A 21,074-nucleotide genomic window follows, 5' to 3' on the forward strand; every position below is an offset into this window, starting at 1 on the left:
AATTCGGACCTATGACTACTGAACACGCTTCGGGCGGCCACGCGGCCCCGGCTAACGCCACAGAGTACATCCAGCACCACTTGACCCACAACAGCCTGACTCCGGGCGACGTCGCTGCTGGCACCTTCAACCTGGATACCTTCTGGATCTCCCTGATCCTGGGCTTCGTTTTCCTGGGCATGTTCTACATGGCTTCCCGCCGCGCCACCGCCGGCGTGCCAGGCAAGCTGCAGAACTTCGTGGAATGGGTCATGGAACTGGTGAACGACACCGTCAATTCCGCGTTCCACGCCAAATCCAAAGTCATCGCTCCATTGGCCATCACCATCTTCGTCTGGGTCTGGCTGATGAACGCAATGGACTTCCTGCCGGTCGACCTGCTGCCTAAGCTGCTGAGCTACGCTGGCATCAACTACCTGCGCGTTGTTCCTACCGCCGACGTGAACCATACCTTCGGCATGTCGTTCGGCGTGCTGATCTGCATCGTCGGCTTCTCGATCTCGGCCAAGGGCCTGGGCGGCTGGGGCAAGGAACTGTTCACCGCGCCATTCCACGCACACGGCACCGTCGGCACCATCCTGCTGGCACCAGTGAACTTCATCTTCCAGATGCTGGAACTGTTCGCCAAGCCTATCTCCCTGTCGCTGCGACTGTTCGGCAATATGTACGCCGGCGAACTGATCTTCATCCTGATCGCGTTGCTGCCATGGTGGGCACAGTGGCTGCTGGGCGGTCCATGGGCAATCTTCCACATTCTGGTTGTGACTCTGCAAGCGTTTGTGTTTATGGCGTTGACGGTTGTGTACCTGGCCCTCGCGGTTGAAAAGCACTAATCAGCAACTTATTCGTAGTATTTGGTTTTAGTTTTTTGGTATTTTCGTTTTTTTTAAATTAGGAGAAATCTAATGCAAGCTCTGATCGCACAAGTACAAAGCATGACCGTTCTGGCCGTAGCAATCATCGTTGGCCTGGGCGCCATCGGCACCGCACTCGGCTTCGCTATCCTGGGCGGCAAGTTCCTGGAAGCTTCGGCTCGCCAGCCTGAACTGATGCCACAACTGCAAACCAAACTGTTCGTTATCGCTGGTCTGCTGGACGCGATCTCGATGATCGGCGTTGGTGTTGCTCTGCTGTTCACCTTCAACAACCCATTCGTCACCGCTCTGCTGGCCCACGCTCAGTAATCTTTCTCCCTTTTGGAGAAAATTTTTAGGAGCAAGGTATGAACATCAATATGTCGCTTCTCGGTCAGATGCTCACCTTCGCGGTGCTCGTCTGGGTATCGATGAAGTTCGTATTCCCGGCGCTGAACTCTGCGCTGGATGAGCGTGCCAAGCGAATTGCAGATGGTCTGGCTGCCGCCGACCAAGGTCAGGCTTCCATGCAAAAGGCTGAAAAAGCCGCTGCAGAAGCTATGACCGCTGCCCGTAACGATGCCTCGTCGCTCGTTGCGGACGCTGAAAAGCGTGCTCAAATGGTCGCAGAAGAAATCAAAGCAAACGCACAAGCCGAAGCAGCCCGTATCGTGGCACAAGCTAAAGCTGAAGCCGAGCAGCAAGTAACCCAGGCCCGCGAAGCGCTGCGTGGTCAAGTGGCTGACCTGGCTGTGAAGGGCGCCGAGCAAATCCTGAAGCGCGAAGTCAACGCGTCGGCTCACGCTGACCTGCTGTCTCGCCTGGCTACCGAGCTCTGATTATGGCAGAGCTCGCAACCGTCGCCCGTCCTTACGCGGAAGCCCTCTTCCGCGTAGCCCAGGCTGGCAACCTCGCGCAGTGGTCCGATCTGGTGTCCGAAATGGCCCAGATCGGTTCGCATGAAGAGGTGCTGGCATATGCCCGCAATCCAAAAGTTCTGGATAGCGATGTCATCGCAGCCATCAAGGCCTTGCTGAAATCGCCGCTCAACGCGGAAGCGAACAACTTCCTCTCGATGCTGATCGAAAACGGTCGTATCGCACTGCTGCCGGAAATCGGTGCCCAATTCGCGCTGCTGAAGAACGCGGCCGAAGGTGCGGCAGACGCCGAAATCACGAGCGCATTCGACATGAGCGAAGCCCAAGTGGCCGAGCTGATCAAGACGCTGGAAAAGAAATTCAGCCGCAAGCTCAAACCTGCCGTGACCGTCGATCCTTCGCTGATCGGTGGCGTTCGCGTCGTGGTTGGCGACGAAGTGCTGGACACTTCGGTCAACGCCAAGCTGCAGCAGCTGCGTTCCGCGCTGGTCGCCTAATCAGGCCGCCTTTCGCGACAGCTAGAGAGAAAACATTTAGGAGTTAGTATGCAACTCAACCCATCCGAAATCAGCGAGCTGATCAAGAGCCGGATCCAAGGCATTGATGGCGGCGCTGAAGTGCGCAATCAAGGCACCGTAATTTCCGTAGCAGACGGTATCTGCCGCATCCACGGCCTGTCGGACGTGATGCAAGGTGAGATGCTGGAATTCCCAGGCAACACCTTTGGCCTGGCAATGAACCTGGAGCGTGACTCCGTTGGTGCCGTGATTCTGGGCGCCTACGAGCACATCTCCGAAGGCGACACCGTCAAGTGCACCGGCCGTATTCTGGAAGTTCCAATCGGCCCTGAACTGCGTGGCCGCGTGGTTAACGCCCTGGGCCAGCCGATCGACGGCAAAGGTCCTGTTAACACCACCCTGACCTCCCCAATCGAAAAGATCGCTCCAGGCGTTATCGCCCGTGAGTCCGTCGGCCAGCCTATGCAGACCGGCCTGAAGTCGATCGACGCGATGGTGCCAATCGGCCGCGGCCAGCGTGAGCTGATCATTGGCGACCGTCAGACCGGTAAGTCCGCCGTTGCAGTTGATGCCATCATCAACCAAAAAGGCCAGGGCGTTACCTGTATCTACGTTGCTATCGGCCAGAAAGCATCGACCATCAAGAACATCGTGCGTTCCCTGGAACAGCACGGCGCGATGGAGTACACCATTGTTGTCGCCGCTTCCGCTTCGGAATCCGCAGCAATGCAGTACATCTCGGCTTACTCCGGTTGCACCATGGGCGAATACTTCCGCGACCGCGGTGAAGATGCCCTGATCGTGTACGATGACCTGTCCAAGCAAGCAGTTGCCTACCGTCAGATCTCCCTGCTGCTGCGCCGCCCACCTGGCCGCGAAGCATACCCAGGCGACGTGTTCTACCTGCACTCCCGTCTGCTGGAACGCGCTGCCCGTGTGAACGCCGACTACGTCGAAGCCTTCACCAAGGGTGAAGTCAAGGGCAAGACCGGTTCCCTGACCGCTCTGCCGATCATCGAAACCCAGGCTGGCGACGTTTCCGCGTTCGTTCCAACCAACGTGATTTCGATTACCGACGGCCAGATCTTCCTGGAAACCTCGCTGTTCAACTCCGGTATCCGTCCTGCGATTAACGCAGGTATCTCGGTGTCCCGCGTTGGTGGCGCTGCCCAGACCAAGGTCATCAAGAACCTGTCCGGCGGTATCCGTACCGACTTGGCACAGTACCGTGAATTGGCTGCGTTCGCGCAGTTCGCTTCCGACCTGGACGAATCGACCCGTAAGCAGCTGGACCGCGGTGCCCGCGTGACCGAACTGCTGAAGCAGGCTCAGTACTCGCCACTGTCGATTTCCCTGATGGGCGCTTCCCTGTTCGCAGTGAACAAGGGCTTCCTGGACGACGTCGCTGTCAAGCGCGTGCTGGCTTTCGAAGCCGAACTGCACTCGTTCCTGAAGACCAAGCACTCCGCTCTGCTGGCCAAGATCGAAGAAACCAAGCAACTGGACAAAGACGGCGAAGCTGCGCTGTCGGCCGCCATTGCCGAGTTCAAGAAATCCTTCGCAAACTAATACACGGTGGCCCGGCAACGGGCCACCACGCAAAGGAGAAGGATCATGGCAGTAGGTAAAGAGATACGTGGCAAGATCAAGAGCGTAGAGAATACGAAGAAGATCACCAAGGCGATGGAAATGGTCGCTGCATCGAAAATGCGCAAAGCGCAGGACCGTATGCGCGCCGCCCGTCCCTACAGTGACAAGATTCGTAATATCGCTGCGAACTTGGCTAACGCCAATCCAGAGTACACGCACCCGTTCCTGGCTGAAGCCGGTACGGAAGCCAAGGCTGTGGGCTTTATCATCGTGACGACCGACAAAGGTCTGTGCGGTGGTATGAACACCAACGTTCTGCGTATGGTGACCAACAAGACCCGCGAGCTGGAAGCTGCAGGCAACAAGATTGAAGCAGTCGCAATTGGTAACAAAGGTTTGGGCTTCCTGAACCGCATCGGTGTACCCGTGGTCGCACAAGCTACCCAGATCGGCGATACGCCGCATCTGGAAAAGCTGATCGGCCCGGTGCAAGTGATGCTGGAGAAATTCCAGGAAGGCAAACTGGACGCCGTTTACCTGTGCTACACCAAGTTCATCAACACGATGAAGCAAGAGCCGATGGTCGAGCAGCTGCTGCCGCTGACCGCGGACAAGATGAAGGCCGATGACAAGTCCCACAACTGGGATTACATCTACGAGCCAGACGCAGCTTCCGTGATCGACGAACTGCTCGAGCGCTACATTGAAGCGCTGGTGTACCAGGCCGTTGCTGAAAACCTGGCATCCGAGCAATCGGCGCGTATGGTGGCGATGAAGTCCGCATCGGACAACGCCGGCAACGTGATTGGTGAGCTGAAGCTGGTCTACAACAAGACCCGCCAGGCTGCAATTACCAAAGAACTGTCTGAAATCGTCGCCGGTGCGGCAGCGGTTTAAACGAATTTAACTATATTTGAAGGAACGAACATGGCTGATGGCAAAATCGTTCAGTGTATCGGCGCTGTGGTGGACGTTGAGTTCCCACGCAACGCGATGCCTAAGGTTTTTGACGCGCTGAAGATGGAAGGCTCCGAGCTGACCCTGGAAGTGCAACAGCAGTTGGGTGACGGCATTGTCCGTACCATTGCTCTGGGCTCCTCCGACGGTCTGCGTCGCGGCATGATGATTCAGAACACCGGCAAACCAATCATGGTTCCAGTGGGTAAAGCTACCCTGGGCCGTATTATGGACGTGCTGGGCAACCCGATCGACGAATGCGGTCCTGTCTCCCACGAGCAGACTGCTTCGATCCACCGCGTAGCGCCTGCTTACGACGAACTGTCCCCATCCCAAGACCTGCTGGAAACCGGCATCAAGGTGATTGACCTGGTCTGCCCATTCGCTAAGGGTGGTAAGGTTGGTCTGTTCGGCGGTGCAGGTGTGGGCAAGACCGTGAACATGATGGAACTGATCAACAACATCGCTAAAGCGCACTCGGGTCTGTCCGTGTTCGCCGGTGTTGGTGAGCGTACCCGTGAAGGTAACGACTTCTACCACGAAATGGCTGACGCCAAAGTGGTTGACCTGGAAAACCCAGCCAACTCCAAAGTGGCCATGGTTTACGGTCAGATGAACGAACCACCTGGCAACCGCCTGCGCGTGGCGCTGACCGGCCTGACCATCGCTGAGTCCTTCCGTGACGAAGGCCGTGACGTTCTGTTCTTCGTGGACAACATCTACCGCTTCACCCTGGCCGGTACCGAAGTTTCCGCTCTGCTGGGCCGTATGCCTTCCGCAGTGGGTTACCAGCCTACCCTGGCTGAAGAGATGGGCCGTCTGCAGGAGCGTATCACCTCCACCAAGACCGGTTCGATCACCTCGATCCAGGCCGTGTACGTTCCAGCGGATGACTTGACCGACCCGTCGCCAGCGACCACCTTCGGTCACCTGGACTCCACCGTCGTTCTGTCCCGTGACATCGCTGCACTGGGTATCTACCCTGCGGTTGACCCACTGGATTCGACTTCCCGCCAGCTGGACCCGCTGGTCGTGGGCGAAGAGCACTACGCTACCGCACGCGCCGTACAGGGCACCCTGCAGCGCTACAAAGAACTGCGCGACATTATCGCGATTCTGGGTATGGACGAACTGGCTCCGGAAGACAAGCTGGTCGTGGCACGCGCTCGTAAGATGCAGCGTTTCCTGTCCCAGCCGTTCCACGTTGCTGAAGTGTTTACCGGTTCCCCAGGCAAGTACGTTTCGCTGAAAGACACGATCAAGGGCTTCAAGATGATCGCTTCCGGCGAACTGGACCACCTGCCAGAACAGGCCTTCTACATGGTTGGTACCATCGAAGAAGCCATCGAAAAAGCCAAGAAACTGGGCTAATTCGATTGTCGTAGCGGCCTCCTCATCGGGGCCGCTATAGCTACAGAGGATAAACATGGCAAACACTATTCACGTTGATGTGGTTTCGGCCGAAGAGCAGATCTTCTCGGGCGAAGCGACTTTCGTGGCGTTGCCGGGTGAGCAGGGCGAGCTGGGTATCTACCCTAAGCACACCCCGCTGATCACCCGTATCCGTCCGGGCGCGGTGCGCATCCAGATCCCAGGCCAGGCTGAAGAAGAGTTCGTCTTCGTCGCCGGCGGCCTGCTGGAAGTGCAGCCAAACGCCGTGACGGTCCTGGCTGACACCGCGATCCGTGGTCACGACCTGGATGAAGCCAAAGCTGAAGCTGCCAAGAAACTGGCGGAAGAAAGCCTGGCGAACAAGCAGACCGGCATCGACTACGCGAAAGCACAAGCGGAACTGGCGGCGGCTATCGGCCAGCTGGCAGCGATCGCAAAACTGCGCAAGATCAAGGGCTGATCCCTTCTTCTCGTCGCAATGAAAAGGCAGCCTCGGCTGCCTTTTTGTTTTCTACAGACTGCCTGGAATCGGCCAACCAGATCGGCTCCGCGCGCCAGGGCCAGATTATGAGGTTCGCTGCATCGGACTCTGTATAATCCCTGTCTCAAGCAAAGCCTAACACTGGCGCCTTTTGTGGACGCCCCAATACCGTAAATGATTAGTACAAAGACATCCCAGCTGCACCGTCTTCTCAGCGTACTCCTAGTGTCTTTCCCCACCGTGTTGTTGATCTTGCCCGTCGGCCGGCGTTTCAACTTCTACGTGCTGCTATTGTGTTCTGTTGGCGGCCTTGCGCTTGGGATAAAGCCGGGCGGGAAGTCATTTCGTGACATCTTAAAGAAATATTGGTGTATTCATCTTGCAATGGCGGGCATGCTCATCGCAGTCCTGCTTAATCAAGCTGCACATGGCGCATTCGTGTTCAAGCCTTTTGAAAAAGGGCTGCAACTTGCCGTATTTCCGCTTTTGCTCTGGGTGTTCTTACTACTATCGAGCGATAAGCTCCGTATTCTTCAGTGGTCTTGGGTAATTGGGGCTGTGCTCTGCTCGATCGCGTTGATCTGGACGACCTATGGAGTGAGCGAACGCCCTGGCGGCATCATCGCAAACCCGTTCATTCTGTTCTCGAACCTGACGCTGCTGATGGGATGCATGGCTTTGCTTTCCATTGGATGGAATACGCGAGACGAAATCGCACCGTTGGCGATCAAAGTAGGGGCGTGCGTATTGAGTGTCGTTGCCTCCTATATGTCGGGCACTCGTGGTAGCTGGATCGCAGTTCCCGTCTTCATTCTGATTGCCGTGTCGCTTAAGCAGGGCATGCACAATCGCCGTAAGATCGTTATATCGGTTGTTTCGATGTTGCTGCTTGCCGCGGCGATGGTTTCTTTGCCTTACACGAAAACGCGGATCGAACTCGCCTATTCCGAAACCGTACATTATGCCGAACAGCCGAAAGCTGAAACGTCGATCGGCATCCGCCTGCAGCTCTGGCAAGCTTCCTGGAACATATTCCGGGAGAATCCAGTTTTCGGCGTTGGCACTGCGCCATATGAGGAAACGCTGAGAAGATTGGCAAGGGACAGGGTAATTACACCGCAAGCGGGAATGCAACTCCATTCTCACAATGACTTTTTGCACTTCATGGCGACGCTGGGAACACCTGGTGCCATTGCCTTACTGGCACTCTATCTTGTACCTGGCCTGTGGTTTAAAAAGTTCTTGCGGAGCGCAGACTCGCAGCAACGCATAGCAGCCGGCATGGGGCTGGCCACCAGCATGGCGTTCTTAGCCTTTGGCCTGACCGAGACTATGTTCTATTCGAACCTGTGCAGCGACTTCTACATCATCAGCGTGGCGGCCCTGTCGGCATTAGTCATCAACAGGCAAGAGGAACTGGAGAAAAGTATCAAGTCTCCGCTGCCATCGGAGTTAATTTATGAGAAATGAAGTTGGATGTTTCGTTATCAATCTCGAGAAGGATGTCGAGAGGCGGGAGTACATCTCACGGCAACTTGAAAAAGCCGGCATCCCCTACACGATCTTCAGTGCCGTCTACGGCAAGTTTTTAACGCCGGAAGAACTGGCGCAGCACTACGATAAGCGCCGTGCCATTGAGCTGTCGCATGACCTGACGCCTTCCGAGATTGGCTGCGCGCTTAGCCATGTGTTCACTTATCGGAAAATGCTTGAAGAAGGCATGCAGTATGCGCTGGTGCTGGAAGATGACGCGCTACTAAGCCAGGATCTGCCCGCTGTTTTATCAGGGCTGCAACGCGAATATGCCAGTACCGAACCGGTCGTTTTCTTGTTGAATCATGTGCGGAAATACAAGAATAGAAAGACCCGGCGCCTCGATGAAAAATACATGGTAGCCGACATTTACGGCACGCCGATTCGCGCAAATGGCTATTTCGTTACGCGCGCCGCCGCGAAGCAGCTACTCGACAATCTCTACCCGGTATGGGCAGTGGCCGATGACTGGGCTGTATTTAACCGGGACTTTGTGACAATCAAAGCGGTTGTGCCTTATTGCGTGGGCCTCTCCGAGCACGCACAGTTCTCCAATCTCGAGTCCGAAAGACAAGGTGTACAGTTGAAACGGAGCATCGGTTACCACTTACATCAACTCTTCTACCATAAATTTATCAACCAGCTCCTTATCAGACCTTTCCAGCGTGTATCCAAACAGGATGAAACCTGGTGAATTATTAAGGCAGCTTGGCTGCCTTTTGTCTCTTTCAGGCCAGGTTGAACGCCCACTTTAGACACGTGCGCACCTGCGTACGCAACATAGAGGAGATGCCATGACCACGATCTTGATCACCGGCGCAGCGGGCGCCCTCGGCAGCGCTGTTGCGCGGGCATTCGATGATGCAGGAACCAACACTGTCTTGATCGGACGCGAAACAGCGCGCCTGGAAAGCGCTTGTGGTCCTGCCAGCGCACGGCGCATGCTGGCGGTGGCCGACCTGCGCGATGCCGCGTCTGTCGCTGCCGCCGCAAATGCCGCTGTCCAACGCTTCGGCCGTATCGATGTGCTGTGCAATATTGCGGGCGGGTTTGCGATGGGTACGCCCGTGCATGCGACGACGGATGCGCAATGGGACGAGCTGTTCGATTTCAATGTGCGCAGCCTGCGCAATACGGTCGCGGCGGTGGTGCCCGGCATGCTGGACGGGCTGGGCGGCAAGGTCGTGAACATCGCTTCCGGCTCTGCGCGGCAGGGCATGGCGAATATGGGTGCTTACTGTGCCAGCAAGGACGTTGTAATTCGGCTGACCGAGTCAATGTCGGCCGAGCTGCGTGGTCACGGCATCAACGTCAATTGCGTCCTGCCCGGCACCATCGATACGCCGGACAACCGTGCTGCCATGCCGAATGCCGACCGCAGCAAATGGGTTCCGCCAGAAGCACTGGCCGACGTGATCCTGTACCTGTGCAGCCCGGCTGCGCGCGCTATCCACGGCGCTGCGATCCCATGTACCTGAACCTGGTTCAGCCACAGAACGCATTGGTGTCAGGAGATTGAAATCCGGTGCGCGCAGACGGGGTCAATGGCACATGCCGTAGGCTTGCTTGTCCTCGAACCAGCGGTAGGTGAAGGTGCGGGACACGTAGCGCTTGCCGCCAATGAGCACGTCCGGCGGGGTCAGGTCGAAGCGCTTTGGCATCTTGCCCTTGATGATCAGCCGGTAGCGGAACTGGGTGTCGTCGCTGGTGCCGACGGCGAACAGCACCAGCGGCACGCCGTTGACGATTTCCACCATCTCGGGCTTGCCGTTGGTCGGGCGCTGGTAGACGCTCAGCACGGTCGCGTTTTCAATCAGCGGGCCTTTCGGCTGGCTGACCTGGAAGTGGGCAGTGGCAAAGTGGACCTGGGTGGTGCGGGGCAGCATGTAGTTGACCCCGATTTCCATGCCGCCTTCGGCAGGTTGCGGCAAGACGGTGGTGGCCGCCACCGTGATACCACGCGGCAGTTCAAAGGTATCGGCGTCTACCGGCGTGCTGCAATCAGGGGACGTGGCCTGGTACAGCGACGCGGGCGTATAGCTATCGCCACAGCCGGCGAGGGCGAGTAGCAGGGCGAGTGGCGCGGCTTTGCGCATGGTGTGAAACCTCTTGTGTTTAGTCATGACAGTTTACCCGACCGGCTGGCTGAGTGGTGCGCCACCCGCCCAGTCGCGGTGCTAGTCTTAAACTAAAAGTAGCGATGGGAGGCAGCCATGATCCACCATCTCGGTATCGTCGTTTCGGATTTCGTACGCAGCGCGGCGCTCTATGACGCTTGCCTGGCGCCCCTCGGGATTCGGCGTGCGGTGACCGACCTGGACTGGGCCATTTATGCTTCTGCTACCGGCCATCCTTTCTTGTGGGTCGGCGCGGAGATTCCCAGCTATTGGGAGAACGGGCATGAGCCTTCGCGTAGTCCCATTCATTTGGCGTTTTCCGCGCCGAACCAGGATGCCGTGAACGCCTTCTACCATGCGGCGATGGACCTGGGAGCCGAAGACAACGGCCCACCGGGTCCACGCGTCAGCGATGCAAATTTCTACAGCGCCTTCATTATCGACCTCGATGGCAACAATATCGAGGCCACCGTACAGCTAAGCTAGCTGCGCTTTTGCCGGCTGCGTGCAGCGGCCGACTTCATCAGCGACTTCCATTTCTGCCGTTCAGCAATCCGTTCCAGCGCGGTTTGCTGGTTGCGGCGCACCTCGCGCTGCAGCTTGTGGAAATTGTGCAGGCGGTCGGGGTCCACCTGTCCCAGCAATGCGCAGCCCGGTTCGCCTTCGTGCCGGCAATCGCGGAATTGGCAGGCGGCAGCCAGCGATTCGATATCGTCGAAAGCCGACGACAAGGATTCCGGGCTCAGGCTGCGCAAGCCCGGCGTATCGATGATGCAGGCGCCGGAAGCGCAGAAATGCATCGACCGGGCGGTTGTCGTATGCCGGCCGCGATGGTCCGTGCGCCGAACGCCGCCGGTTTCCTGCGTTGCTCCAGCCAGGGCATTGGTCAGGGTTGATTTGCCGGCGCCGGAAGAACCGAGCAGGCAGATTGTTTGTCCGGGCCCCAGCCACGGATCCAGCTGCTGCACGGATTCAGCATTCGTGCCGTTCACCAACAGGAATTGCGTGCGCGGCGGCAGACGTTCCGTCAGCGCAGCCACGCGGCTCTCCGTTTCGGTACAGAGATCGAGCTTGCTGAGGATGATCAGCGGCGTGACTTCGGCAGCCGCAGCCAGCGCCAGGTAGCGTTCGATGCGGCGCAAATTGAAATCGCCGTCCAGGCCCATGACCAGCAAGGCGGTGTCGATATTGCTCGCTATGGGCGGCGAGTCGGCGCGGGTGAACTGGTTCATTGGGGATAAGCGATGATTTATCCACACCTCGTTCAAGGAGTTTGCTTGCGCGATCACCCAGTCGCCAACGCAAAGCGGCGTTTCGGCGAGCAGGCGGGGCAGGGCGCGAGCATGAATTTCGGCCGCGCCGTCGTGCAGGCTGATGCGGTCGCGTTGAAATTCGGTGATGCGGTACAGGCGGCCGGCAGGTGCCTCGGCCAGGCGAGAAATGATGGTGTTGTTAAGTCCGATGCTGCGTAAAGCTTCGTAGTCGAAGTCGATCATGATGAGCGTTTTCCATGGGTGAACACGGCCAGCCACGCGCGGCGCGGCAAGCAGGATTAGTCTGGAAATGTCGGCGCCCGGCCGGGCGCTCTAGCTCAAACGCTGAAGGTCAGGCAGCCGACAGGAGGGCAAGATCAAACGAACGCATGGCAAATCTCCTGTCAGGTTGGTGGGAAAGCCGCCAGTGTCGCACCAGCGGCAGGGCAAGTCAATGTGGTGGCTCGCGATCGACGGTACGGACTTCGGAGCATTCGGGCTGCAGCGCTTCCTCGATCACTTCCAGCGCCAGGTGTGGCTGGGCAGCGCCGCACATGAAGATGTCGGCGGCCGCAAAGCCGTTTTCCGGCCAAGTGTGGATCGAGATATGGGACTCGGCCAGCAGCACCACGCCGGTCACACCCAGGCCACTGCCGAAGCTGTGGAAGTGGCTGTGCAGCACTTGTGCGCCGGCTGCCGTCGCCGCGCCACGTAGCAATTGCTCAATCTTCGCGCAGTCCGCCAGCAAGCCCGGCTCGATGCCGGACATGTCGGCCAGCAGGTGCGTGCCGCTGGGTTGGTGAATGCTCACTTATGGCCTCCGCCGCCACCGCCCCAGCTCCCTGAGCTGGAAGACCAGCTGCTGCCGCGGCCGCCGCTGCTTGATGAAGGCTCTTTGATAAAGTTAATCCAGCTGGTGCCGACACTGAACATGCTCACCACCAGGGCGTAGCCGAAGAATTTATTCATTTTTTTGTTTGGTCGTCGATTGCGTCCAGCACCAGCGCCGGCAGGTAGAGCGAAAGGCAGGCCAGAATGGTGACGCCAATGGTGCCGCCGAAATTGAACAGCAACGGAATGGCATTCAGCGCCAGGATGCCAATCATCCAGTTCTTGGCTGAGCGCTTGTAGCGGCCTTTGCTGAAATCCTGTGCAACCTCGCCACTGGTCTTGTCCTCTCCTTTGACGGCGTCGCCGAACCAGGCTTTGAGCTGGTCCCACGCCACCGGGGCTGAGCGCGACCAGCCAAGTTCAGTGGTCGTCAGTTCGGCCGCCAGCGTTACCTGCTGGCGCTTGTATTCGTAGACGTGGGTGTGGTCGCCCACTTGCACGCGCCAATTGAAGGCGCCTGCCGCGTAGGTGACGACAGAGTTGTAGTCATACAGTTTGCTGTAGTCGGCTTTGTCGAAGGTGACCGTTTGCGAATCCAATTCCTTGGCGTCCGGCCACTGATCCATGACGTTGGCGCGCGACCAGCCATCTGCCGTTTCGACCAGCCAGGTGAAGCCGTTCCGGCTACCGTACAACAGGTATTCGGTCCAGCCGCTGCCTTCGTCGTCGGCCCGGCGCATCACGCCGATGACGGTAAAGTCCTGGTTGCCCAGTTTGCCGGAAGCGCCCAGTGGGAGCGTGAAGTACTCCTTCTCCTGCCGCTGGCCGATAGCGATGACTTCGGCCTTCGGGCTCGCGGCATCGATCTCGGTCTGGCATGCCTGGCAAACCAGGTTTGCCGTCAGGCCGGGCAGGTATTTGATCTGGGAGCCGCAGTTTGGGCAGTCCAGCGCATCGAGCTTGCCGCGGTAACGGCCGCTGGTGCGCTTGATTTCCTCCACATCGCGAAGCAACTGGGCCTGCATGGCTTCCAGCGTGACCGAAACGCCGGTAAACATTTGCGGCGGGCCCTCGTCGGAATAATCGAGGGTGATGAAATGATCGGCGCGCCGGAAGTCGGCGACTTTCGCCTCCCAGCCGTCGCCTACCTTGAACGGCAGTTCACCCTGGCCGCCGATGCACTGCGCAGTCCTGACGTCGGCCGACATATAGCGAGCGCCCACCAACTGGTAGGGCTTGCCCGGCTGGATATCCCCGAAGGCCGGCAACTGCGCATCGGGCTTGCGCAGCGTGGTCACTGTGTACTGGCCGGACGCATCGCCCAGCCAGCCGCTGGTGGCGTCATCGAAGACGATGAACCACTCGTTCCACATGCCCGCGTCGTAACGCAGCTGGATGCGGCCCACGACATTGAAATTGCGGCCGCCCAGCACGCCGCTGGTGCCGACCTGGATCGGGGAATAGTCCTCCAGCACGGAGGAAATCTTGCCCAGGTCTTTGACCGCGCCGGCTTCTTTCAGTACGCGCGTGTTGCAATACTCGCACACCGCCATGACGGAGGCGTGCGAGCGGAAGTTGACCTCTGCGCCGCAGCTAGGGCAGGAAACTGTTTGCATGCGGCCTGGCTTATCCGATCAGTTTCTTGAGCAGTTCAGCCTTGGTGGCGTCGTAATCGGCCGGCGAGATCAGGCCCTTGTCCAGCAGGGCTTTCAGCTTGCCGAGGCGGTCTTCGATCGATTCCTGCACTGGCGCGGCGGTAGCCGCTGGCGCTGCAGCCGGAGCCTGCGTGGCCCCCGGATTCAGCGCCTGGCCCATGGCTTGGCCCATCACCTGGCCGACGGTCAGCCCGGCGCCCAGGCCCGCGCCGATGCCAGCCAGGCCGCCTTCGTTGCCGGCAGCCAGCGGGATCGATTGCGCTACCTGGTACTTGGTGAAGCCAGTCATCTTGGCGTCGCTCATGCCGCCCTTCATGCCGGCGGAAATACGTTCGTCCAGCGCGGCTTGCAGTTCTTCCGGCAGGCTGACGCTGGCGACGTTGAATTCATCCAGGCCGATGCCGTAGCGTGCAAACGCGTCGGCCAGGCCGCCTTTGACTTCCTGCGCCATCAGGGCTTGGTTGGCCGCCATGTCGAGGAAGGCGATCTGCGAGGCGCCCAGCGAGTTGGCCATGGAGGCCAGCAGGATGCCGCGCAGCTGGTCTTCCACGTCGTCGCGGGTGTAGATGTTGCGGGTGCCGCTCAATTCAGTGAAGAATTTGCGCGGATCGGCCACGCGGTAGGAGTACATGCCGAAGGCGCGCACGCGGATCATGTCGAAATCCTTGTCGCGGATCGTGATCGGCTGCGGGGTGCCCCACTTGCGGCCGGTCTGCACGCGGGTGCTGAAGAAATACACATCCGATTTGAACGGGGAGTCAAACAGCTTGTCCCAGTTCTTCAGGTTGGTCAGCAGCGGCAGGTTTTGCGTGGTGAGCTTGTGGGTGCCGGGGCCGAACACGTCGGCAATCTGGCCTTCGTTGACGAATACTGCAACCTGCGATTCACGCACGATCAGCACGCCGCCGTTCTGGATCTCGAAATCCTGCATCGGGTAGCGCCAGGACAGCACGCCCTCCGTGTCCTCGTTCCACTGCAGTACGTCGATAAACTGCTTCTTGATAAAGCTGCCGATACCCATGATGTGACCTCTTAGGAAATGCAGGCGGCATTGATGCCGCCAATGGAAAGCGAAATAGTGCCGAGCAGGCCGCCGAAGGCGCTGTTGTCGGCCTCAATTTGGTCCTGCGCCATTTTCAGGCAGCGTGTCGTGATGGCGTAGCCGAGCGCTTGCACGATCATCGCGCCAAAGGCCCAGGCCAGGAACTGCTGCCAATTGTAGGTATGCAGGATGCTCGATGCGATGGTCATCGAAAAACCCAGCATGGCGCCGCCCAGCGACAGCGCCGCGGCATGGTTGCCCTGCCGGATCAGTTTGACTTCGTCATACGGCGTCATCCATGTATAGGCTTTGAAGAAGACTACCAACAACAAGGCGGCCAGCGCCAGGTGGACCAGATAATTTAGGATGGCGTTCACGTCGATCCCCGGTTAAAGTGACATGCTTGTAGCAAAAGAAACATATTAGAACAAAAGCATCCAAATGACCAAAAAGATTCTCATTGTTTCAGTCTTCGTCGTCGCGTCCTGCGGACTTGCCTATGAATTGATCGCCGGCGCACTTTCCAGCTACCTGCTGGGTGATTCCGTGCTGCAGTTCTCCACCATTATCGGCTGTTACCTGTTCGCGATGGGTGTCGGGGCGCATTTTTCCAAGTATGTGAAAGACGAAGACGTGCTGGCCCGCTTCGTCGACATTGAACTGGCGGTGGGCCTGATCGGCGGCCTGTCCGCTGCCGTGCTGTTCATGACGTTTGCCTGGGCGTCGGCGCCGTTCCGCACCCTGCTATACACCATGGTATTCCTGGTGGGGGCCATGGTGGGCATGGAGATTCCTCTGGTGATGCGCGCCTTGAACTCGCGCCAGACCGAATTCAGCGAACTGGTGAGCCGCGTGCTGACTTTCGATTACCTCGGCGCGCTGGCTGTGTCGCTGTTGTTTCCGCTGGTGCTGGCACCGCAGCTTGGCCTGGTGCGCACCGGTTTCCTGTTCGGGATGCTGAATATCGCAGTGGCCCTGTGGACAATTGTCGTTTTTCGCACAGAGCTGGCGAACGTGACGGGACGTTTGCTGCGCGCCAGTGCCGTGATGCTGGCGCTGGTGGTCGGTTTCAGCGGCGCCGACCGGCTGACCGGCTGGGGTGAACATGGGCTGTTTGGCGACGAAATCGTGTACTCGACCAGCACGCCGTACCAGCGCCTGGTGATCACCAAGTGGAAGGATGACCTGCGCCTGTACATCAACGGCAACCTGCAGTTTTCCTCGCGCGACGAGTACCGCTACCACGAAGCGCTGGTGCATCCGGTGATGGGGGCGCTGCCTTGGGCCAAGCGCGTGCTGATCCTGGGCGGCGGGGATGGGCTGGCATTGCGCGAGGTCTTGCGTTATCCACAGGTGGAGCACGTGACGCTGGTGGACCTGGACCCGGCCATGACGGCTGCCTTTACCACGCGCGATGAGCTGGTGGCGCTGAACGAGGGCTCTTTCCGCGACAAACGCGTCACCGTGGTAAATGCCGATGCGGCGATCTGGTTGCAACAGGGCCAGGAGATGTTCGATGCGGCGATCGTCGATTTCCCCGACCCTTCCAGTTTCGCGTTGGGCAAGCTGTACTCGGTGCCGTTCTACGGCATGCTGAAGAAGCATGTTGCAGCCAACGGATTGGTGGTGGTGCAGGCGACTTCGCCGTACTTTGCACCGCATGCCTACTGGACGGTGGATGCGACGCTGCGCGATGTCGGAATGCGCACCTGGCCATATCACCTGTATGTGCCGTCCTTTGGCGAGTGGGGCTTCATCATGGCTTCGCCACAGCTCGACTACCGGCCGCCTGAATCGTACAAGCTGCCCATGCGATTCCTGAACGCGGATACCACGCGAGCCATGTTCGACTTCCCGCCGGATATGAAACCGCTGCCGATGGCGCCAAATCGGCTTAACACGCAATCGCTGGTGCACGAATTCGAGCAGGACTGGCGCAGGGTGATTCGCTGATGCTGCGTCGTTCTTTCCTGGCCTGGGCCGCTGCCAGCGGCGCCACTGCTGCGGCCAGTGTTGCAGGATACCTGCGCTGGCAGGAGATTACGCCGACAGTGAATGCACCCGGCCGAGAGGAGGGGCACTTCCTGCGCGACCGCAAACTCCTGCCCGCGCCGTCGCAGTCGCTGACGACCGATGTGCTGATACTCGGCTCTGGTGTGGCGGCGCTGACAGCGGCCTGGCAATTGCGCAAGCGGGAACAAGATGACTTCCTGATGCTCGATGGTCCGGAGCCTTATGGCAACGCGGCCGGCGGGCGCTTTGGTTCGCTGGCTTATCCAACGGGCGCGCATTACCTGCCGCTTCCCACGGAAGAATGCTCCCATGTGCGCGAATTGCTGGCGGACCTGGGGATAATCCAGCGTGGCGCAACAGCGCGCAAGCCTTACTACGATGAGCGATTTGTGTTGCACGCACCGGAAGACCGGTTGCTGTTCAATGGCGTCTGGCAAGAAGGCGTTTTGCCGCATGAGGGGGTGCCGGATGCCGAACTGGCCGAGCATAAGCGTTTCTTTGCGCAGGTGGAGGTGTTGCGCAGCGCGGTCGGCGAGGATGGAAGGCGCAGGTTCACTTTCCCCAGCGAGCATTCGTCGGCGGATGCGGAAGCGGCGCAGCTCGATGCCATGAGCTTTGGCGCCTGGCTTGCGCAGCATGGCTATCGGGCGCCTTCCTTGCTGTGGTACATGGATTACTGCTGTCGCGATGATTACGGCGCGGGACTTGATGCGGTCTCCGCCTGGGCGGGGTTGCACTATTTCTGCGGCCGCGGCGGCGAAGCGGAGAACGCGGAGCAGGGCGCCTGGCTGACCTGGCCGGAGGGGCTGCAGGCGCTGGCCAGTGGAATGGAACGGCTCGCGCGGCCCAAGCGGCTCGCAGGCAGCGCGGTGCGTGTGCGGGTGGACAACGCCAGCGGCGGCACGGGCCAGGGGCGGGGCGTGGAAGTGCTTTGCTTTGCGCTCGAACGCGGTGTGCCGCGCACGTTCACGATCCGTGCGCGCCGCGTCATCTCCGCGATGCCGCTGCATGTCGCGGCAAGGGTTGTGGAAAACATGCCGGATGTCCACAAGCAAATTCACGCGCCATGGATGGTGGCGAATTTCCTGATGAAGCGTTTTCCACAGGAGCTGCCGGCGGTGCCGTTATCCTGGGATAACGTGGTGCACGGGACCATGGGCCTGGGCTATGTGGTCTCGACGCACCAGGACATCCGCGTGGCGCCACCGGAGAAGACGGTCTTTACCAGCTACGTGGCGCTGGCCGACCGCGATCCGCGTGATGCACGCAAATGGATGACGGCGGCGAACGGTGAAGAGTTGCTGGCGCTGGCGAGCATCGACCTGAAGGCAGCCTATGGCGCGCATTTCGAACGCTGCGTGGAGCGCGTGGATATCACCTTGCGCGGCCATGCAATGGCGGTACCGGTGCCCGGCTTCCGCAGTGATGCGGGCTTGAAGTCGCTACGGGAGATGGACGGCCCGGTGCTGTTTGCACATTCGGACTTAAGCGGGTTTTCCGTATTTGAAGAGGCGTCGTGGTGGGGATACCGCGCCGCGCAGCGGGCGCTGCGCGGCTAGCCGCTCGCTCAGGCGGCCGGTGGCAAAGTGTTGGAGTAGACCGAAACGCCTTCGAGGTCGCGGAGGTCGATGGTGAATGCCTTCGTCTGCGGGTCAATATTCACTTCGCCGAAGAACTGGAAGCCGGCAAACGTTGAGAGATTGGCTTGCCCTGCGGGCGGCGCTTTCTGGAATTTGACCTGCGGACCGAAGGTTGCGTCCAGGAGATTGGGGCCGAAAGTACCGGCGTTCAGTGGGCCAGCAACGAATTCCCAGAATGGCGAGAAGTCGGTGAATTGGGCCAGCGCCGGATCGTAGTAGTGTGCGGCGCAGTAGTGCACGTCGGCAGTTATCCACACCACGTTCTTGATCGACCTGATGTCGCACAGCAGGCCGGCCATTTCGATCTCGCGCCCTAGCGGCACGCCATCGTTTCCGTTGGCGATGGCTTCCCAGCGTGGAGTGCCGCTGGCATCCTTGCCGTCGGGGACCTGCAGGCCAATCGGCATGTCGGCGGCAATCACCTTCCACGTTGCGGTTGATTGAGCGAGCGAGTCCTTGAGCCATGTGACTTGAGCAGGACCGAGGAAGGCGCTTGCATCGCTCTCGATTGCCTGCAGGTTGGCGCTGTTCGGGCCGCGATACGAACGCATGTCGAGGACGAACACGTCGAGCAGCGGGCCATAGGGAATGCGGCGATAGACGCGCTGCGATTCGGGCTGGTCGCCCCAGCGCATTGGCGCGTATTCCAGGAAGGCCTGCTTGCCGCGGGCGATCAGCGTCTGGATATTCTTTTCCGTGTAGCGGGTATCGGCGCTCAGGTCTTTCGATGCCGACCAGTTGTTGGTGACTTCGTGGTCGTCCCATTGCCAGATCTGCGGGACTTCGGCGTTGAAGCGGCGGATGTTCTCGTCCATCATGTTATAGCGATAGCGGCCGCGGAATTCGTTGAGCGTTTCGGCGACTTTCGAGACTTCCGGGATCACGAGATTCTTCCAGGTGCGGTCGTTCTCAGCCTTTACCTCAGCGCTGATTGGCCCGTCGGCGTAGATGTTGTCGCCGCTATGCACAAAGAAGTCAGGCTGGCGCTTACGCATGGCCTCGTAGATTTTCATGCCGCCGAATTCGGGATTGATGCCCCAGCCCTGGCCAGCGGTGTCGCCGCTCCATACAAAACGCACCGGGCGTTTGCCGTCCGGCGCTGGTAGCGTGCGGAAGCTGCCGGTCGCCAGTTCGCTGCCGATTTTCAGGTCGGTGGCGCTGTCGTAGGAGACGCGGAGGAAGATCTTTTCGCCGGAGGGCAGGCCTGTCAACTCAATACGGCTGGTGAAATCGCTCGCCTCCGTCGCCGTCGGACCAAGGATTTGGCGGGGATTGAGGAAGCTTTCGGTGGTGTCGAAGTCGACCCGCATGCGGGCAAGGCGGTCGGAGCGCGACCAAACGACTGCTCGGCCATCAGCGATGTCGCCAATCTGAAATCCGTACGGCAGCTTGGGGCGCTCGGATTCGGCAGCAATGATGTTCGGTGCTGCAGGAGAGCTGCCGGAGCCGCAAGCGGAAAGCCCAAATGCTGCGGTGCCTACCGTGAACGCTCCGGTGTGGGTCAGGAAGCGCCGGCGGGTGTAACCAGGATTCGTCATATTGAAGCCTCATTGATGTTAAACGGCACATCAATGTATTTTCGAAATATGACGGGCAATTGACGGGAGGCCTCTTCGCGGTCGAAGAGGCCTCTCGGGGGAAACGGGATTACTTGGCGACGGCTAGAGCTGCAGCCGGTGCAGGCGCCGCGGCCGTGGCTTGGGCCGGGCTCGCCTTCACTTCGGACTTGGTTTCAGCAGGCTTCTCGGCCTTCTTGTGGGTGCCCTTGTGCGCAGACTTCTTTTCGACTTTCGCGTCGGTCTTGGCTTCCACTTTCGCTTCTACCTTGGCTTCGGCAACTGGAGCGGCTGCAGGTGCCGGAGCGGCCGGCGCAACCGGGGTAGTAGCGAAAGCAGCAGTAGCGAACAGGCCGGCGATCAGGGTAGCGATGGTCTTTTTCATGGTATGAATCCTTTAAGTCGAATTTGGGGGCTGAGTATTTGGCGGAGATTACTTGGCTGCTGGAGTTGCGGCAGGAGCAGGTGCTGCAGCCGGTGCAGCAGCCGGTGCAGGCGCCGCGGCCGTGGTCGCAGCCGGGCTCGCCTTCACTTCAGACTTGGTTTCAACGGGCTTTTCTGCCTTCTGGTGCGCGGTTTTGTGCACGGATTTCTTTTCGACCTTTGCTCCGGTTTTGGCTTCGGCTTTCGCTTCTGCCTTGGCTTCAGCCGCAGGTGCCGCTGCCGGCGCTGGAGTGGTTGGAGCAACCGGGGTGGTAGCAAAAGCAGCGGTAGCGAACAGGCCGGCGATCAGGGTAGCGATAGTCTTTTTCATGGTGTGTGTC

Annotated in this window: 24 protein-coding genes; 14 read left to right on the top strand and 10 right to left on the bottom strand. The window is 59.3% G+C overall.

Going from position 1 to position 21,074, the window contains the following annotated elements; genetic code table 11:
* Positions 1-11 precede the first annotated feature (11 nt).
* From atpB to ACN9MZ_RS01830, 11 genes are all read left to right on the top strand, one after another.
* Positions 12-833 (top strand): F0F1 ATP synthase subunit A, encoded by an 822-nt coding sequence (atpB, locus tag ACN9MZ_RS01780; protein WP_426340629.1) that lies wholly within the window; start codon positions 12-14, stop codon positions 831-833.
* A gap of 72 nt (positions 834-905) precedes the next feature.
* Entirely contained in the window at positions 906-1,184 is a 279-nt protein-coding gene (gene atpE, locus ACN9MZ_RS01785; RefSeq protein ID WP_028103378.1) for a F0F1 ATP synthase subunit C, read from the top strand.
* A 38-nt stretch (positions 1,185-1,222) separates the two neighbouring features.
* Positions 1,223-1,693, top strand: coding sequence for a F0F1 ATP synthase subunit B (locus tag ACN9MZ_RS01790; protein WP_426340630.1), 471 nt, complete (start codon positions 1,223-1,225; stop codon positions 1,691-1,693).
* Positions 1,694-1,695: 2 nt separating this feature from the next.
* Positions 1,696-2,229, top strand: a complete 534-nt coding sequence (locus tag ACN9MZ_RS01795; RefSeq protein WP_426340631.1) for a F0F1 ATP synthase subunit delta — start codon at positions 1,696-1,698, stop codon at positions 2,227-2,229.
* 48 nt (positions 2,230-2,277) lie between these two features.
* On the top strand, positions 2,278-3,819 hold the full coding sequence (gene atpA / locus ACN9MZ_RS01800; protein WP_426340632.1) for a F0F1 ATP synthase subunit alpha: 1,542 nt from the start codon (positions 2,278-2,280) through the stop codon (positions 3,817-3,819).
* A 45-nt stretch (positions 3,820-3,864) separates the two neighbouring features.
* On the top strand, positions 3,865-4,737 hold the full coding sequence (gene atpG, locus ACN9MZ_RS01805; RefSeq protein ID WP_426340633.1) for a F0F1 ATP synthase subunit gamma: 873 nt from the start codon (positions 3,865-3,867) through the stop codon (positions 4,735-4,737).
* A 30-nt stretch (positions 4,738-4,767) separates the two neighbouring features.
* Entirely contained in the window at positions 4,768-6,168 is a 1,401-nt protein-coding gene (gene atpD, locus ACN9MZ_RS01810; protein ID WP_426340634.1) for a F0F1 ATP synthase subunit beta, read from the top strand.
* 55 nt (positions 6,169-6,223) lie between these two features.
* Complete coding sequence (locus ACN9MZ_RS01815; protein ID WP_055939532.1) at positions 6,224-6,649, top strand: F0F1 ATP synthase subunit epsilon; 426 nt, start codon at positions 6,224-6,226, stop codon at positions 6,647-6,649.
* Positions 6,650-6,895: 246 nt separating this feature from the next.
* Positions 6,896-8,140: an O-antigen ligase family protein gene (locus tag ACN9MZ_RS01820; RefSeq protein ID WP_426340635.1), complete on the top strand. Its 1,245-nt coding sequence runs from the start codon at positions 6,896-6,898 to the stop codon at positions 8,138-8,140.
* Positions 8,130-8,897, top strand: coding sequence for a glycosyltransferase family 25 protein (locus ACN9MZ_RS01825; RefSeq protein ID WP_426340636.1), 768 nt, complete (start codon positions 8,130-8,132; stop codon positions 8,895-8,897). The genes ACN9MZ_RS01820 and ACN9MZ_RS01825 overlap by 11 nt, the downstream gene beginning before the upstream one ends.
* Positions 8,898-8,997: 100 nt before the next feature.
* Positions 8,998-9,681 (top strand): SDR family oxidoreductase, encoded by a 684-nt coding sequence (locus ACN9MZ_RS01830; RefSeq protein WP_426340637.1) that lies wholly within the window; start codon positions 8,998-9,000, stop codon positions 9,679-9,681.
* A 63-nt stretch (positions 9,682-9,744) separates the two neighbouring features.
* On the opposite strand, the gene ACN9MZ_RS01835 is transcribed toward ACN9MZ_RS01830, so the two are convergent.
* Positions 9,745-10,326, bottom strand: a complete 582-nt coding sequence (locus ACN9MZ_RS01835; protein ID WP_426340638.1) for a hypothetical protein — start codon at positions 10,324-10,326, stop codon at positions 9,745-9,747.
* Between the two features lie 90 nt (positions 10,327-10,416).
* Here ACN9MZ_RS01835 and ACN9MZ_RS01840 point away from each other — a divergent pair, with 90 nt between their 5' ends.
* Positions 10,417-10,806, top strand: coding sequence for a VOC family protein (locus ACN9MZ_RS01840; RefSeq protein WP_426340639.1), 390 nt, complete (start codon positions 10,417-10,419; stop codon positions 10,804-10,806).
* Here ACN9MZ_RS01840 and rsgA read toward each other — a convergent pair.
* The 6 genes from rsgA to ACN9MZ_RS01870 form a co-directional block, all read right to left on the bottom strand.
* Positions 10,803-11,816 carry a ribosome small subunit-dependent GTPase A gene (gene rsgA, locus ACN9MZ_RS01845; RefSeq protein ID WP_426340640.1) on the bottom strand — a complete coding sequence of 338 codons (1,014 nt, stop codon included), beginning with the start codon at positions 11,814-11,816 and terminating at the stop codon, positions 10,803-10,805. The genes ACN9MZ_RS01840 and rsgA overlap by 4 nt on opposite strands.
* A 208-nt stretch (positions 11,817-12,024) precedes the next feature.
* Positions 12,025-12,384 (bottom strand): adenosylmethionine decarboxylase, encoded by a 360-nt coding sequence (gene speD, locus ACN9MZ_RS01850; protein WP_426340641.1) that lies wholly within the window; start codon positions 12,382-12,384, stop codon positions 12,025-12,027.
* Positions 12,381-12,542: a hypothetical protein gene (locus ACN9MZ_RS01855; protein WP_426340642.1), complete on the bottom strand. Its 162-nt coding sequence runs from the start codon at positions 12,540-12,542 to the stop codon at positions 12,381-12,383. Before ACN9MZ_RS01855 ends, speD begins: the two co-directional genes overlap by 4 nt.
* Positions 12,539-14,020: a DUF4178 domain-containing protein gene (locus tag ACN9MZ_RS01860; RefSeq protein WP_426340643.1), complete on the bottom strand. Its 1,482-nt coding sequence runs from the start codon at positions 14,018-14,020 to the stop codon at positions 12,539-12,541. The genes ACN9MZ_RS01855 and ACN9MZ_RS01860 overlap by 4 nt, the downstream gene beginning before the upstream one ends.
* A gap of 10 nt (positions 14,021-14,030) precedes the next feature.
* Positions 14,031-15,080, bottom strand: coding sequence for an SPFH domain-containing protein (locus ACN9MZ_RS01865; protein WP_426340644.1), 1,050 nt, complete (start codon positions 15,078-15,080; stop codon positions 14,031-14,033).
* Positions 15,081-15,091: 11 nt separating this feature from the next.
* Entirely contained in the window at positions 15,092-15,478 is a 387-nt protein-coding gene (locus tag ACN9MZ_RS01870; protein WP_426167014.1) for a DUF350 domain-containing protein, read from the bottom strand.
* A gap of 64 nt (positions 15,479-15,542) precedes the next feature.
* Here ACN9MZ_RS01870 and ACN9MZ_RS01875 point away from each other — a divergent pair, with 64 nt between their 5' ends.
* Both ACN9MZ_RS01875 and ACN9MZ_RS01880 read left to right on the top strand, forming a co-directional pair.
* On the top strand, positions 15,543-17,054 hold the full coding sequence (locus ACN9MZ_RS01875) for a polyamine aminopropyltransferase (protein ID WP_426340645.1): 1,512 nt from the start codon (positions 15,543-15,545) through the stop codon (positions 17,052-17,054).
* Positions 17,054-18,673, top strand: a complete 1,620-nt coding sequence (locus tag ACN9MZ_RS01880) for an NAD(P)-binding protein (protein WP_426340646.1) — start codon at positions 17,054-17,056, stop codon at positions 18,671-18,673. The genes ACN9MZ_RS01875 and ACN9MZ_RS01880 overlap by 1 nt, the downstream gene beginning before the upstream one ends.
* Before the next feature lie 8 nt (positions 18,674-18,681).
* Here ACN9MZ_RS01880 and ACN9MZ_RS01885 read toward each other — a convergent pair whose 3' ends face one another.
* From ACN9MZ_RS01885 to ACN9MZ_RS01895, 3 genes are all read right to left on the bottom strand, one after another.
* Positions 18,682-20,292, bottom strand: coding sequence for an alkaline phosphatase D family protein (locus ACN9MZ_RS01885; RefSeq protein ID WP_426340647.1), 1,611 nt, complete (start codon positions 20,290-20,292; stop codon positions 18,682-18,684).
* 109 nt (positions 20,293-20,401) lie between these two features.
* Positions 20,402-20,695 (bottom strand): hypothetical protein, encoded by a 294-nt coding sequence (locus ACN9MZ_RS01890; protein WP_426340648.1) that lies wholly within the window; start codon positions 20,693-20,695, stop codon positions 20,402-20,404.
* A gap of 48 nt (positions 20,696-20,743) precedes the next feature.
* Complete coding sequence (locus ACN9MZ_RS01895; RefSeq protein WP_426340649.1) at positions 20,744-21,064, bottom strand: hypothetical protein; 321 nt, start codon at positions 21,062-21,064, stop codon at positions 20,744-20,746.
* Positions 21,065-21,074 lie beyond the last annotated feature (10 nt).

It is taken from the genome of Pseudoduganella sp. S-14 (assembly GCF_049913285.1).
Taxonomy (GTDB): Bacteria; Pseudomonadota; Gammaproteobacteria; order Burkholderiales; family Burkholderiaceae_D; genus Rugamonas.

Coding starts and splice junctions, on each gene's coding strand:
- ACN9MZ_RS01835 (WP_426340638.1), bottom strand. CDS start 10,326: ATGACTAAACACAAGAGGTTTCACACCATGCGCAAAGCCGCGCCACTC.
- ACN9MZ_RS01790 (WP_426340630.1), top strand. CDS start 1,223: ATGAACATCAATATGTCGCTTCTCGGTCAGATGCTCACCTTCGCGGTG.
- ACN9MZ_RS01840 (WP_426340639.1), top strand. CDS start 10,417: ATGATCCACCATCTCGGTATCGTCGTTTCGGATTTCGTACGCAGCGCG.
- atpG (WP_426340633.1), top strand. CDS start 3,865: ATGGCAGTAGGTAAAGAGATACGTGGCAAGATCAAGAGCGTAGAGAAT.
- atpD (WP_426340634.1), top strand. CDS start 4,768: ATGGCTGATGGCAAAATCGTTCAGTGTATCGGCGCTGTGGTGGACGTT.
- ACN9MZ_RS01885 (WP_426340647.1), bottom strand. CDS start 20,292: ATGACGAATCCTGGTTACACCCGCCGGCGCTTCCTGACCCACACCGGA.
- atpB (WP_426340629.1), top strand. CDS start 12: ATGACTACTGAACACGCTTCGGGCGGCCACGCGGCCCCGGCTAACGCC.
- ACN9MZ_RS01890 (WP_426340648.1), bottom strand. CDS start 20,695: ATGAAAAAGACCATCGCTACCCTGATCGCCGGCCTGTTCGCTACTGCT.
- ACN9MZ_RS01855 (WP_426340642.1), bottom strand. CDS start 12,542: ATGAATAAATTCTTCGGCTACGCCCTGGTGGTGAGCATGTTCAGTGTC.
- ACN9MZ_RS01880 (WP_426340646.1), top strand. CDS start 17,054: ATGCTGCGTCGTTCTTTCCTGGCCTGGGCCGCTGCCAGCGGCGCCACT.
- atpA (WP_426340632.1), top strand. CDS start 2,278: ATGCAACTCAACCCATCCGAAATCAGCGAGCTGATCAAGAGCCGGATC.
- ACN9MZ_RS01795 (WP_426340631.1), top strand. CDS start 1,696: ATGGCAGAGCTCGCAACCGTCGCCCGTCCTTACGCGGAAGCCCTCTTC.
- ACN9MZ_RS01875 (WP_426340645.1), top strand. CDS start 15,543: ATGACCAAAAAGATTCTCATTGTTTCAGTCTTCGTCGTCGCGTCCTGC.
- atpE (WP_028103378.1), top strand. CDS start 906: ATGCAAGCTCTGATCGCACAAGTACAAAGCATGACCGTTCTGGCCGTA.
- ACN9MZ_RS01830 (WP_426340637.1), top strand. CDS start 8,998: ATGACCACGATCTTGATCACCGGCGCAGCGGGCGCCCTCGGCAGCGCT.
- rsgA (WP_426340640.1), bottom strand. CDS start 11,816: ATGATCGACTTCGACTACGAAGCTTTACGCAGCATCGGACTTAACAAC.
- ACN9MZ_RS01815 (WP_055939532.1), top strand. CDS start 6,224: ATGGCAAACACTATTCACGTTGATGTGGTTTCGGCCGAAGAGCAGATC.
- ACN9MZ_RS01825 (WP_426340636.1), top strand. CDS start 8,130: ATGAGAAATGAAGTTGGATGTTTCGTTATCAATCTCGAGAAGGATGTC.
- ACN9MZ_RS01860 (WP_426340643.1), bottom strand. CDS start 14,020: ATGCAAACAGTTTCCTGCCCTAGCTGCGGCGCAGAGGTCAACTTCCGC.
- ACN9MZ_RS01895 (WP_426340649.1), bottom strand. CDS start 21,064: ATGAAAAAGACTATCGCTACCCTGATCGCCGGCCTGTTCGCTACCGCT.
- ACN9MZ_RS01865 (WP_426340644.1), bottom strand. CDS start 15,080: ATGGGTATCGGCAGCTTTATCAAGAAGCAGTTTATCGACGTACTGCAG.